Below are 12,312 nucleotides of genomic sequence, written 5' to 3' on the forward strand. Positions count from 1 at the left end.
ATAACCGGCCACCGGCCTGGCGCCCAAGGTGGCGACGGCACCACGCAGCGGTTCGGCGGTGCCTTCTGCAAGCACGCAAGCTCGACAACGATTGATCGAGACGACTGACGCGCGGCTCGCAACGCGTGCGGCCGGGCGAATCCCGATGGGCCGCAGCATGCGGCGCGCTATACTTCCCGCGACTTTCCCGGCCACCCGAATCCGGCGCACCTGAACGGCCTGCCACCCGGCCGCGCCAGGAAACCGCCCCACCGGACGGGCCATGCGCCCCGGCACCTCCATCGACAACCCTGGATCTCCGCCGCAAGATGCATCGTCCCAGCGCAAGGCAAACCATCTCGGCGCTTCGTCAGCCGCTCGCCTATGCGCTCGTGGGTGTCGCGAACACTGCGATCGGGGTGGCGGTCATCTTTGTCCTGATGGCGCTCGGCGTGCCGCCGGTCCCATCAAACGCCGCCGGCTACGCGCTAGGCCTGCTGACCAGCTTCCTCCTCAACAGCCGGATCACCTTCCGGGTCGCCGCATCGCGCGGGAATCTGGTCCGGTTTCTCGTCGTCGCGGCGGTCGCCTACGCGGGCAACCTGCTCGTCGTGATCGCGGTGTTGCGGCTGACCGCCTCGCCGCATCTCGCGCAAGTCGCCGGCATCCCGGTGTATCTGGCGATCGGCTTTCTGGCGAACAAATACTGGGCGATGGCGCGCTGATCCATCGACGCGCCCGCCGGCCAAAACGGCCCGCCCACCCGTCGCCGGCACGCCCTGCGCGGCAATCCGCCGGTGATACACTGCCTCGAGTCGCGGCACGTCGTCTGAACGCTTGATTCATCAAGGTCACCAAGGGGACGCCATGGACAAGGCCGAGTTCGACCGTTTTGCGGACGAGTACCACGCGCTGCACGCGAGAAACATCGCGGCGTCCGGAGAGACGCCGGATTTCTTCGCGGAATACAAGATTCGCGACATCGCCGCCGAGCTGAACCGGCGGCGGCTCGGACGCGAAGCGATACTGGATTTCGGTGCGGGGGTAGGCAACTCGATACCGTGGGTCCGGAAACATCTGCCCGCGGCCCGGCTCACCTGCGTCGACGTCTCGGAGCGCTCCCTCGAAGTGGCGCAACAGCGTTTCGGCGGCAGCGAGCAATTCGTCCACTTCGACGGCCGGGTCTTGCCGTTCGACGCCCCCCGCTTCGATCTGGCGTACGCGATGTGCGTGTTCCATCACATTCCGCACGACGAGCACGTTCGGCTGCTCGGCGAGATCCGCCGGGTATTGCGGCCGGACGGGGTCCTGGCCGTTTTCGAGCACAATCCGTACAACCCGTTGACGGTCAACGCCGTCAATACATGCGAGTTCGACGTCAACGCGCGGCTGATCAGCGCCCGCAACATGCGTCGCGCGTGCCGCGATGCCGGGTTCGATCGCGTCGACGTGCGCTACCGGATCTTCTTCCCGCACGCGCTGGCCGCGCTCAGGCCGATGGAGCGTTACATGACGGCCATTCCGCTCGGCGCGCAGTATGCGGTCTACGCGTCCCGCTCCTGACTTGCATCACGTGCGCGCGCCGATAAAGCGCCGCGCAGCCAGCGTGTAGCACACGGCGCGAATAATCTGCCGGCTTGCGGCTTCGACACATTCGCCCGCCTGGGTGAGGCACTGAATTTATCCCGCCTCACCCATCCCGATCCGGATCATCCGCCGCGACAGGATTGCCTTTCATAGACCGACCAGGTTCCCGCCGACTTCAGCAGCACCACACGACACTCCGCGTTCGCGAACAATCCGACGGGTATCGGCGACGTATGCCGGACGAAGAAATACCGATACGACCTGCCCTGATACCTGCGCCAGTCGAAGTGCTCGCTCAACGGCGCCGGCGCGACATCCGACGGCCCCACGGCGGGCACCCGGTCGAGCCGGTATCGGACGATCTGCGGCGGGAACCACGCGGCATTGAAATCGACGAGCCCGCGATGTTCCGCCTGATACCAGAGCGCGAAGTTGTCGTAGAGGTCGGGGTTGTCGGCCGCGGGGCTGCGCTTGTCGAAGACCAGCATCAGGCCGCGCTGCGCCGGTTCGACGGCGGCCACGACCGCATCGAAATCGGCGCTTTCCTCCGCGAACCGCACGGTGCGCGCGCCCTGCACACCGAGAAAGCCGATGCAGACCGCCGCGAGCAACGCTTGCGATGCGAGCGCGCGCGCCTTCACGCCGCGTTGCGCCACCTCACTCTCCGCAACGCCCCGGAAAATCAGCGCATAGAACGGAAAAATGAACATCGCGAACCGCTGAAACAGAAAGAACGTGTTCATCGCGAACACCGGCACGCAGAACCACACGACCGCCACGACGGCGAGCGGCACGAACGCCATCCTGTTGCGGGTCAATCGCGCGCCCATGAAGAAAGGCGCCGCATAGAGCAGCGCGCCTGCCGGCGCCATCCACGTCTGCGCGCCAACTCCCCACGGATAGACGATCGCGCAAAGGAGCCGCACCCACGGCGCCGCGTTCCACAACACGCTGAACGGATACATCGGCGTGAGATCGACCTCGCGATGCGACAACGCATAAACGCCTCAAAGCGCCACAAGCAGCGCATACGGCCAGATCGCCCAGGCAAGCCTGCGCACGTTCCCACCGTGCCGGACCAGCAGGAACGTGCCGCCGATCGCGTTGATGAAGACGAACATCAGCCCGTGACAGAAGAACAGCGCGATGTTGGCGAGCAGCAGCACCGTCCCGCGTCGCGCGGAAGGCTGCTCTGCGTAGTCGCGCGCGGTGACGAGCAGGAACATCCCGATCGGCGCGGCAACGAGATACGAAAAGAAGCCGTATGCATACGCGAAGCCGAAGAATCCCGGCACGCAGAGCCAGTCGAGGCGTTCATCGCCGCCGAAGTGCTTTCTCAGCGCGACATACGCGGCGACGAACCCATAGAAGGACAGCGTCAGCAACACCTTGAGCGCCGCCGCGACCGGCATCACGAACGACAGCGCGGCCGCCAGCACATAACCGAGCAGGTAAGGCGTGAACAGGTTGATCCGGAGCAGCCGGTCCCACGGCGACTGGCCGAGCAGCAGATCGTGCAGCGTCGCCACTTGCGCCGCGTGCTGCGGCAGGTCGTTCATCGGCGGATGCGGCGCGAGCCAGAACACGATGCCGCCGACCCCGACGGTGATGAAAAACACTATCCGGAACGCACTCGTCGTCACGTCGGCGGGCCATGCCCGCGAGCGGCTTTCGTCCAGCATCCTCTGCATGAGCGTCCTCGAGCGTGTGGCATGCGGCGGGCCTGCGATCGCCCGCGCTGGCGCGATTCGATTACAGCGTCTTCTCGACGATGAACCGGGGGCGTTGCTTCGTTTCGGCGTAGATCTTCGCGACATAGCCGCCGATCACGCCGAGAAACAGCAGTTGCAGCCCGCCGAGGAAGTACATCGGGATCACGGTGGAGGCCCAGCCCGGCACGGTGAGATCGGTGAACAGCCGCGCGACGAGCGCCCACATGCCGAACGCCAGCGACGCCAGTGCGAGCACCCCGCCGACATACGCGCTCCATTGCAGCGGCTTGGTGGAAAACGACGCGACGCCGTCCGACGCCAGCAGGATCATCTTGATCAGCGGGTACTTGCTCTCGCCCGCGAAGCGCGGATGCCGGTCGTACTTCACGATCGCGGTGCGGAACCCGAGCAGCGGGACGATCCCGCGAAGGAACAGGTTCACCTCACGAAAGCCGCGCAGCTCATCGATCGCGCGCCGGCTCATCAGCCTGAAATCCGCATGGTCCTGCAGCACGTTGACGCCGAAGCGGCGCAGCAGCCGGTAATAGCTGCGCGCGCTGAAGCGCTTGAAGAAACTGTCGCTGTCGCGGCGGTCCCGCACGCCGAACACGATTTCCGCGCCCTGGAGAAACTCGGCCATCATCCGCGGAATGGCGGCGAGATCGTCCTGCAGGTCGGCATCGAGGCTGATCAGCACATCCCCTTCGACGCTGAGCAAGCCGGCGAGCAACGCGTTCTGGTGCCCGTGATTGCGCGACAGCTTGATGCCGTGCACGCGCGCGTCGGTCGTGTGGAAGTTTTCGATCAACGCCCAGGTCCGATCGTGCGAACCGTCGTCGACGTAGGTGATGCCGCTCGCGCGATCGACGATCCCGTCGGCGACGAGCGCATCCAGCAGGCTCAGGAGTCGCCGCGTGGTTTCCGGCAGCACTTCCTGTTCGTTGAAGCACGGAATCACTAGGTTTAGCGTGACCATACCCACCCCGATATAACGGTTGAAGCACGAACTTTCGTTTGTGTTGTCGCTGCAACTTATATGTGGAGGTGCATCGATCCGTGGCCGGATTCGAGCAGGTGCCGTGATCCGCAGCATCGCACAAAATCGGCGGGCCGGTCAGTCCGGGTCAATACTGCCGACGGGGTTCGCGCAAGTGCGCGCAGCCGCTGCCGGAGCGGCTCGCGCAGGCCCGGGCAGATGCGGAATGAAGAATTTTTGGCGAAGCGCTTGTATTGCCAGAAAAGTGTGACTATAATCTGCGCCTCACACAGGCTCGTAGCTCAGCTGGTTAGAGCACCACCTTGACATGGTGGGGGTCGTTGGTTCGAGTCCAATCGAGCCTACCAACGCACAATCGAAGCGGTTCGGCATCGCACATTGCCCGCAGGCAATCAGGCAGCCGTCCCGCGTCGAACGCCGCACGGCATGCCAGGTTCACGCAATCCGGCATGCCCCGCGCGGCACACTTCAAGTCGATCTCAACGCATGCAGGCCAAGCGCCAACGCGTTGTACGGCATCTCCATCGCATCTCCCCCCAGACCTGGCACGTTCGGCAACGCGCATGGCCGCTCGAGCAGCGCATGCACGATCCGCTCGCACGCATGGCCGTCGCCGTACGGATTGCGCGCGTGCGACATCTCGTCGTACGCGCTGTCGCTGTCGATCAGGCGCGACGCCTCCAGGACGATCCGCTCCGCATCCATGCCGACAAGCCGCGCGGTTCCCGCCTGGATCGCCTCGGCCCGCTCGCTGGTCTCGCGCGTCACGAGCACCGGCTTGCCGAGCGCCGGCCCCTCCTCCTGTATCCCGCCCGAATCGGTGATGATGAAGTGTGCGCGCGACATCAGGAACACGAACGGCAGATACTCCTGCGGCTCGATGACATGGACGTTCGACGCGCCGTTGAGCAGCGCATGGGCCGGCGGCTCGGCACTCGTGTCGCGGTGCAGCGCATAGACGAACTGCACGTCGCGATAGCGGGCCGCGAGCGCGCGCAGCGCGAGGCAGAAACGCGCGAACGCGTCGCCGGCGCGCTCGTGGTTTGCGGTGATCAGCACGGTGCGGTGCGCGCGCGCCAGGAACGGATAGCGCGCGGCGAGCGTGTGCGCGATGCCGTCGTCGCGGTCGAGGATGCGTTTCACGCCTTGCAGCGCATCGATCAACGTATCGCCGCTCAACACGACGCTGTCGGCCGGCACGCCCTCGCTGAACAGGTTGTGCCGCGCGCGTTCGGTCGGCGCGAAGTGCCAGCTCGACACCGCGTCGGTCACGCGGCGGTTCAGCTCTTCCGGCCACGGCGACCAGATGTCGCCGCTGCGCAGGCCGGCCTCGACGTGCGCGACCGGCAGGTAACGGTAGAACGCGGCGAGACTCGCCATCAGCGTCGTCGTCGTGTCGCCGTGCACGAGCACGACGTCCGGGCGCAGATCGTCGAACAGCGTGCCGATCGCGCGCAGGATGCCGGTCGTCACGTCGGCCTGCGCGTGGCCGGATTGCGTCAGGTTGAGTTCGTAGTCGGGGATGATGTCGAACAGCGCCAGCAGTGGATCGAACACCTCGCGGTGCCGCGCGGCCACGCATACCTTCGCTTCGACGTTACCGTGGGCCTTCAGCGCGCGCACGAGCGGCGCCATCCGGACGGCCTCCTGGCGCGTGCCGAACACAAACAGAAATTTCTTCATAGTGAGTCTCGAATCGCTCCCTGATTCCTGTCGCATCGGTGCGCGGGGCGACCCCGCGCGCCGCACGGGATGGTCAGCGGCGCGGCGCGACCGTCGGCGGCCGGGCCGGATCGCACCGGCGGGCTGGCGGCCGCGCTGCGCGAAGGCCGGGGCCGTTTCGTCGCGGGGGCATGTGCAGGCGAAGCGTCTCCGTACCCGCCATCTCGTTGCGAGTGGCAAGTTATGTCATGCGTCGTTCCTCTGGTGCTGCAGGCCTCGCCGGCCAGGTGGTTCGCATCGCCGCCGCCCGTTGTGGAGGCAAGCGGGCGGTGACGGCCATCCGTCAGCTGCAATATTCAAACCAGCCGCGCAGTGTCCGGGCGCCGCGCCGGATGCGGCCGGCAATTGCGTGCCCGCAAGAGCCGGATCGTTTCACACGTGATACGGCACAGGCCGGGCCGGCGGGCATTCTCGACGAGAATGCCGTCCTTGATGGTCGATGGATGTCCGTAGGATCGCGAAGTGTTATGCGATGAGGATCGAGAGGATCCTTCATCATGGATGCGGGACAGGTGCGGATTTTCCCGTATCGGGCATGCGCCGACGTGGCAATGGCGCGATCGAAGCGAAACGTTGCGGATGTGAAACGGGCGCGCAACATCGCCTCTCATCGCGACGCCGATCATCGCGCCCGGACGAGCGGTGAGCGTTTCACATTCAATCGTCGAACCGCTGCCGCGCCCGCGCGCGAACGGCATGCCGCGGGCCTGCCGGCGCATCATGCCCACGCGCTGCATCCGTGCTGCGCTGCCCTTCCCCATCCGCACCCCATGCAGCGCGACGCCGCTGATTCGTCGATGAATCAAAACGCTGCACCTGCACAACGCGGCAAGCCATGCGAGCTGTGCGGTTCCTTGCCGCATGCGGCCGTCCGGCCGATGGCTCGCCGCTTGCTTCCCATGCAACTGCCATCGTCCCGTCGATCCAGCGACACGCCGCTAAATCCGGGACGGCGGACACCACGAAACAAGGCCGGGAGACGGCGTGAGGGATCGGCATCGCTGGCGCCGTCCGTGAGAGACGACGCCGGTCGGTGATGCGCGTCCGGCCGGCTCCTGTCGAATTCCGTATGACTGCGCGGGCGCCCGGCGCCGACGCAGACACGGAGATGGAACAATGAAGGACTCGCGGGCGCTGTCGTTCTACGTCGAAGACGTGCTGCTGCTTGCGCTTGCCTGCGCGCTGGCCGCACGCGATGCGACGCAGCCTTGGCCGGCGTTCGGCGGCATCGCGCTGCCGCCGCCCGGCGCCGCTTCGCTGTGGCTATTGACGCTGCTCGCATGCGCGTACCTCACGCGCCCGGGCGCATTCGGCCGCGCGCGCGCTTGCAGGCCGCGACGCGCGCGTTCTGCGCTGCTCGGCTGGCTGCGCGCGGCATGGGATGCCGTGCGTGGCGTACTTGCGTCGTTCGCGATGCACGCCAGCCGGCCGAGAATCTTCACCGCTGCGCATGACCCTTCACCCGGCGGGCGGCCCGTTCCTGCCTGCCGGATGTCCGCCGGCCGCGCATCCGCATGCGATCCGCCCGGACCGCACCGCCGGGTCGGCCGCTCGCCGGTCAACGCTTCTGCGCGCAGCGCCGTGCCGCGCGGCGGCACGCATGCGTCGCGCTTGCCGTACGGAGGCCGATGCGTCGCATTACATGCCGCAACGGATCGCATCCATGCCGGTCGCGCGCGCCGGACGCAAGGCCAACGAACGTCCTGCCACCACAGGTTGACGCGCGAGATGGGGGCGATTGCCGATCACGACGCATCGACGGCGGGTTGCGGCGGTCTTTTCCCCCGGCTTTACCCGCCTGCCGTTCCGTCCTGCCGCGCCCGCGCGCGGCGGCTTCGCGACGGCCGCGGCCGCCATGCTGCGTCGGCTCGCCCGCGCGCACGGCATCTGGCATTTCATTGGGAGGTAACGCGTCATGTGTGGCATCGTCGGCGCGGTCGCGCAACGGAACATTGTTCCGATTCTGATTGAAGGCTTACGCCGCCTCGAATATCGCGGCTACGATTCGTGCGGCGTCGCCACGGTGGTCGACGGACAGGCGCGACGAGAACGCAGCGTCGCGCGCGTCGCGGATCTCGAGGCGCACGTGGCGAGCGCCGGGCTGACCGGCAGCACCGGCATTGCGCACACGCGCTGGGCCACCCACGGCGCGCCGGTGACCTGCAACGCGCACCCGATCTTCTCGCGCGACGAGATCGCGCTCGTGCACAACGGCATCATCGAGAATCATGAAACGTTGCGCGAGCAACTATCAGGGCAGAGCTACGTGTTCGACGGGCAGACGGACACCGAAGTCGTCGCGCACCTGATCCACAGCAAGTATCGCGGCGACCTGTTCGCGGCGGTGCGCGACGCGACCGCGCAGTTGCGCGGCGCGTATGCGATCGCGGTGTTCAGCAAGGCCGAGCCGCACCGGCTGATCGGCGCGCGGGTCGGCTCGCCGCTCGTCGTCGGCCTGAAGGACGGCGAGTGCTTCCTGGCGTCGGATGCGCTCGCGCTGGCCGGCATCACCGACCGGTTCATCTTTCTCGAGGAAGGCGACATCGTCGAGCTGACGGCGGGCGGAGTGAGGATCGTCGACCAGCACGGCGCACCGGTCGAGCGTCAGGTGCAGACCGTCGCGTCCGGGCAGGGCGTGGTCGAGCTCGGCCCGTACCGTCACTTCATGCAGAAGGAGATCTTCGAGCAGCCGCGCGCGGTGGCCGAGACGATCCCCGACGCCGGGCTGTTCGATCCGGCGGCGTTCGGCCCGGACGCGCGGCGCGTCTTCGAGCAGATCGACAACGTGCTGATCCTCGCGTGCGGGACGAGCCATTACTCCGGCCTGACCGCGCGCCGCTGGCTCGAAACGATCGCGCGGGTGCCGGCGCAGGTCGAGATCGCGAGCGAGTACCGCTACAGCGATGCGCTCGCGCTGCCGAACACGCTCGTGGTCGTCGTGTCGCAATCCGGCGAGACCGCGGACACGCTCGCGGCGCTCAAGTACGCGCAATCGCTCGGCCATCCGGACACGCTCGCGATCTGCAACGTGCCGACGAGCGCGATGATGCGGCAAAGCGGGCTGCGCTTCCTGACGCGCGCGGGTCCGGAGATCGGCGTCGCGTCGACCAAGGCGTTCACGACGCAGCTCGTCGCGTTGTTCATCCTCGCGGTCACGCTGGGACGCCTGCGCGGCTACGTCGACGACGCGCAGCTCGCGCGCTACACGACGCAGTTGCGCCGGCTGCCGGATGCGCTCGCGGACGTGCTCGCGCTCGAGCCGCAGGTCGAGCGCTGGGCGGTGGAGTTCGCGCGCCACGAGAACGCGCTGTTCCTCGGGCGGGGGCTGCATTATCCGATCGCGCTCGAAGGGGCGCTCAAGCTCAAGGAGATTTCGTACATCCACGCGGAGGCATATCCGGCGGGCGAACTGAAGCACGGGCCGCTCGCGCTCGTCACGCACACGATGCCGGTCGCGACGATCGCGCCGAACGACACGCTGCTCGAAAAGCTCAAGTCGAACATGCAGGAGGTGAGGGCGCGCGGCGGGCAGTTGTACGTGTTCGCCGATGCCGATACGCGGATCGACAACGGCGAGGGGATCTCGGTGCTGCGGATGCCCGATTACTACGGGCTGCTGTCGCCGATCCTGCACGTCGTGCCGCTGCAGTTGCTCGCGTATCACGTCGCGTGCCTGCGCGGCGCGGATATCGACAAGCCGAGGAACCTGGCGAAATCGGTGACGGTGGAGTGAGGTGGGGGCGGGTGACTCAGTGACGGCTGGGCGGATTTGAGCGCAGATTTTCTCGCACACGTCGCGCGACCAACAGGGGCAGATAGTCCGTGATGGTTGCGCCGTCGCTGAATTCCGCCCACACGTCCGAGAACATCTTCGACACGGTTTCGGAAGGCATATGCAGGTCTGACGCGATTGCTCGGACGATTTCTTCCGCATTGTGCTCAGCCATGACGCTCTCCCAAAGCGATATTCGGACAATCCACGCCAATTACATGCTACTTCTCGCAGCTTCGCAAATTGAAACGGCCTGTCGCTGATCCAGGTCAGCTTATATTGCCTGACTGTCGCTGCGCGGGAATCTTCGTGCCGAACGAACCCTCGGTTGCCACAATTTGACGGGATATCGCTGCATGCGATTCTCCTGTGGCCGACAGGTGTTTCCTCTTGATCCCGAACGACGAAAAGGAGTATCGGAATTATTTCTTAAAACGGTAAATTATTCGGATTTATCTCCGATAACCCGGATGTGCGCGAGCATCAGGTCTCGTCACACATTCCTGCGAAGCAGGTCGATCAATGTGCCCCTTCCGACAGCGAAGGTCACGCCAGCGACACACAATCCGAGAGCGAAAATGGGGAGCCCGTCAGGCCATCGGCCGTCCGAGCGACAAGCAGTCTCGCGTGCATCGCATTTTGCGCCACGGCTCGCCGACATAGGGCAGTTGACGGTTGCGCTGGGGGTCACGACGCTTGCCGATCTCGCCAGCGGAACCCTCAAGAGCATGGCCGGCGAAATCGCCCCGATATGGCTCGGCAACGCGGTACTGCTGTCCCGTCTCATGGTTGCACCACGCGGCCGCAAATACTGGATTCTCGCGGGCGGTCTGCTCGGGAATCTGGCGGCTGCGTTATTGACGGGCAAGGGCCTGAGGGTGGCCGCGATATTTACCTCTGCCGACATCGTCGAAGTGCTCACCGCGCTTGCTTTTTCGCCGCGCGTATCGAGCATTTCCGACTTGCTGCGGCCCGCCACGGCCGCCAGGTTCGTGGTGGGTGGCGTCCTGCTTGCACCGGCCGTATCCGGCGTCTTTGCGATACCCCTGTTAGGCGAACAGCTGTCTGAATATATGCTGCCGAGCCTGGCAAAGTGGTTCGTGTCGGATGCGTTCAGCCTGGCCATTTTCGTGCCGGTCGCGCTGGTCTTCTGGACGGGCGAGATAGCCCATATCTGGCGGGCTGACCAACGCCGGAAGACTGCATTCCTGTTGCTGCTGGTCTGCATCGTGACGGCGGGGGTGTTTGGACAAAACAGGTATCCGCTGCTGTACTGGACTTTTCCGCCCATCGTCTTGCTGGCGTTCCAGGCAGAAGTCGCGGGGATGATGGTTGGCCTTCTCCTCTGCCTTGCAATCGCCCTTTACTTTACCCTGCAAGGTTCGGGGCCACTCTGGGTGTTTCCATACGAAACGATGCAGAATCGCATCCTCGCCCTGCAGCTCTTCCTCGTGGCGGTGCTGGGTATTGCGCTCCCGGTCAGCGCCACGCAGGCCCAGCGAAACCGGCTTTTCGCGATGCTGCGCGACGGCGAGCGCCGATATCGCGTGCTTGCCGAGAATGCTACCGACATCGTCATGAGCCTGGACCTGGAGGGCAGGCTGACTTATATTTCGCCGCGCGTGACGACATTGCTGGGTCTCGCCCCCGACCGCATCATCGGCACGCCCTTCGCCGGATTGGCCGCGCCCAGTGACCGGGCAGCGCTCGCGGCTGCGATCGCAAGTACGGCGTCGAGCGACGTCGAGACTTCCCGAGTCAGTCGCTTCCCGCGTGCCGACGGCGAGGCATTGTGGATGGAAACGCACCTTCGTCGTGTCATCGATCCGATTTCCGGCAAGCCCGATTCGCTCACTGCCACGGTCCGGGACATCACTGAACGAAAGCTCGCGGAGCAACGTCATGCCGAGGAGCGGGCGCAGTTGCACAGTCTCGCTTTTCGGGACGGGCTGACCGGTCTTTTCAACCGTCGCCATTTCGACCTCGCACTGGAACGTCGCTGGAAACTGGAGGCGCGCGCAGACCGGCGGGGATTCCTCGCCGTGATCATGGCGGACGTCGATTCCTACAAGAGCTACAACGACCACTATGGCCATCAACGCGGCGACGAATGCCTGTGCGCGATTGCCCAGGCCATTGCGTCATCGGCGACGCGGGCCACGGACACCGTGGCCCGATACGGCGGGGAAGAATTTGCGTTGATCCTGAGCGATACGGACCAGGACGGTGCGTTTGTCGTGGCCGAACGCATCAGGCAGGCTGTCGAGAATTTGCGAATACCGCACGACGCGTGCAGTGCCGGCATCATCAGCCTCAGCCTCGGCGTCGCCGCGCTGCAAACCCGCGATGGCGGCGACGCGACCGCCTTGGTACACGCGGCAGACCGCGCGCTGTACGCCGCCAAGCGGCAGGGGCGAAATCGCACATGTGTGGGGCTGGCCGGCGGCACAGAACCGACTGTCATGGCTTCGCATTAGCAGGGGCCGTTGTTTCATCTCGGGTTGCGCTACGTCATGGCGACACGCGCGGCGGTACGCACAATG

Annotated in this window: 11 protein-coding genes and 1 tRNA gene; 5 read left to right on the forward strand and 7 right to left on the reverse strand. The window is 65.7% G+C overall.

The features are described 5' to 3' along the window. The first annotated feature begins 308 nt into the window (after positions 1-308). On the forward strand, positions 309-704 hold the full coding sequence (locus LIG30_RS04110; RefSeq protein ID WP_051994852.1) for a GtrA family protein: 396 nt from the start codon (positions 309-311) through the stop codon (positions 702-704). A 142-nt stretch (positions 705-846) separates the two neighbouring features. Continuing rightward, entirely contained in the window at positions 847-1,542 is a 696-nt protein-coding gene (locus LIG30_RS04115; protein WP_038709843.1) for a class I SAM-dependent methyltransferase, read from the forward strand. 146 nt (positions 1,543-1,688) lie between these two features. Here the strand turns inward: LIG30_RS04115 and LIG30_RS26750 are convergent, their stop codons facing one another. The 3 genes from LIG30_RS26750 to LIG30_RS04130 form a co-directional block, all read right to left on the reverse strand. Next, on the reverse strand, positions 1,689-2,561 hold the full coding sequence (locus tag LIG30_RS26750) for a hypothetical protein (protein WP_038709846.1): 873 nt from the start codon (positions 2,559-2,561) through the stop codon (positions 1,689-1,691). A gap of 12 nt (positions 2,562-2,573) precedes the next feature. Next, the gene (locus tag LIG30_RS25980) at positions 2,574-3,257 is read right to left on the reverse strand and encodes a hypothetical protein (protein ID WP_051994853.1); all 684 of its coding nucleotides are present in this window, start codon (positions 3,255-3,257) and stop codon (positions 2,574-2,576) included. Positions 3,258-3,318: 61 nt separating this feature from the next. Beyond that, entirely contained in the window at positions 3,319-4,254 is a 936-nt protein-coding gene (locus LIG30_RS04130; RefSeq protein WP_038709848.1) for a glycosyltransferase family 2 protein, read from the reverse strand. A 291-nt stretch (positions 4,255-4,545) separates the two neighbouring features. Between LIG30_RS04130 and LIG30_RS04135 the strand changes: the two genes are divergently transcribed. Further along, positions 4,546-4,622 (forward strand) — tRNA-Val (locus LIG30_RS04135). A 121-nt stretch (positions 4,623-4,743) separates the two neighbouring features. On the opposite strand, the gene wecB is transcribed toward LIG30_RS04135, so the two are convergent. The 3 genes from wecB to LIG30_RS25990 all read right to left on the reverse strand — a co-directional run bounded on the left by wecB (position 4,744) and on the right by LIG30_RS25990 (position 7,914). After that, complete coding sequence (gene wecB / locus LIG30_RS04140; protein WP_038709849.1) at positions 4,744-5,958, reverse strand: non-hydrolyzing UDP-N-acetylglucosamine 2-epimerase; 1,215 nt, start codon at positions 5,956-5,958, stop codon at positions 4,744-4,746. A gap of 335 nt (positions 5,959-6,293) precedes the next feature. Continuing rightward, positions 6,294-6,860, reverse strand: coding sequence for a hypothetical protein (locus LIG30_RS25985; RefSeq protein WP_152986001.1), 567 nt, complete (start codon positions 6,858-6,860; stop codon positions 6,294-6,296). Between the two features lie 775 nt (positions 6,861-7,635). Continuing rightward, entirely contained in the window at positions 7,636-7,914 is a 279-nt protein-coding gene (locus LIG30_RS25990) for a hypothetical protein (protein ID WP_152986002.1), read from the reverse strand. On the opposite strand from LIG30_RS25990, the gene glmS reads away from it, so the two are divergent. After that, on the forward strand, positions 7,913-9,730 hold the full coding sequence (gene glmS / locus LIG30_RS04150) for a glutamine--fructose-6-phosphate transaminase (isomerizing) (protein WP_038709851.1): 1,818 nt from the start codon (positions 7,913-7,915) through the stop codon (positions 9,728-9,730). The two genes, LIG30_RS25990 and glmS, sit on opposite strands and share 2 nt — an antisense overlap. 16 nt (positions 9,731-9,746) lie before the next feature. Here glmS and LIG30_RS04155 read toward each other — a convergent pair whose 3' ends face one another. Next, the gene (locus LIG30_RS04155) at positions 9,747-9,944 is read right to left on the reverse strand and encodes a DUF3562 domain-containing protein (RefSeq protein WP_038709976.1); all 198 of its coding nucleotides are present in this window, start codon (positions 9,942-9,944) and stop codon (positions 9,747-9,749) included. A gap of 493 nt (positions 9,945-10,437) precedes the next feature. Here LIG30_RS04155 and LIG30_RS04160 point away from each other — a divergent pair, with 493 nt between their 5' ends. Beyond that, a complete protein-coding gene (locus tag LIG30_RS04160; RefSeq protein WP_051994854.1) occupies positions 10,438-12,246 on the forward strand; it encodes a bifunctional diguanylate cyclase/phosphodiesterase in 1,809 nt (602 codons plus the stop codon). Positions 12,247-12,312: the final 66 nt, after the last annotated feature.

It is taken from the genome of Burkholderia sp. lig30, assembly GCF_000687455.2.
Lineage (GTDB): Bacteria > Pseudomonadota > Gammaproteobacteria > Burkholderiales > Burkholderiaceae > Burkholderia.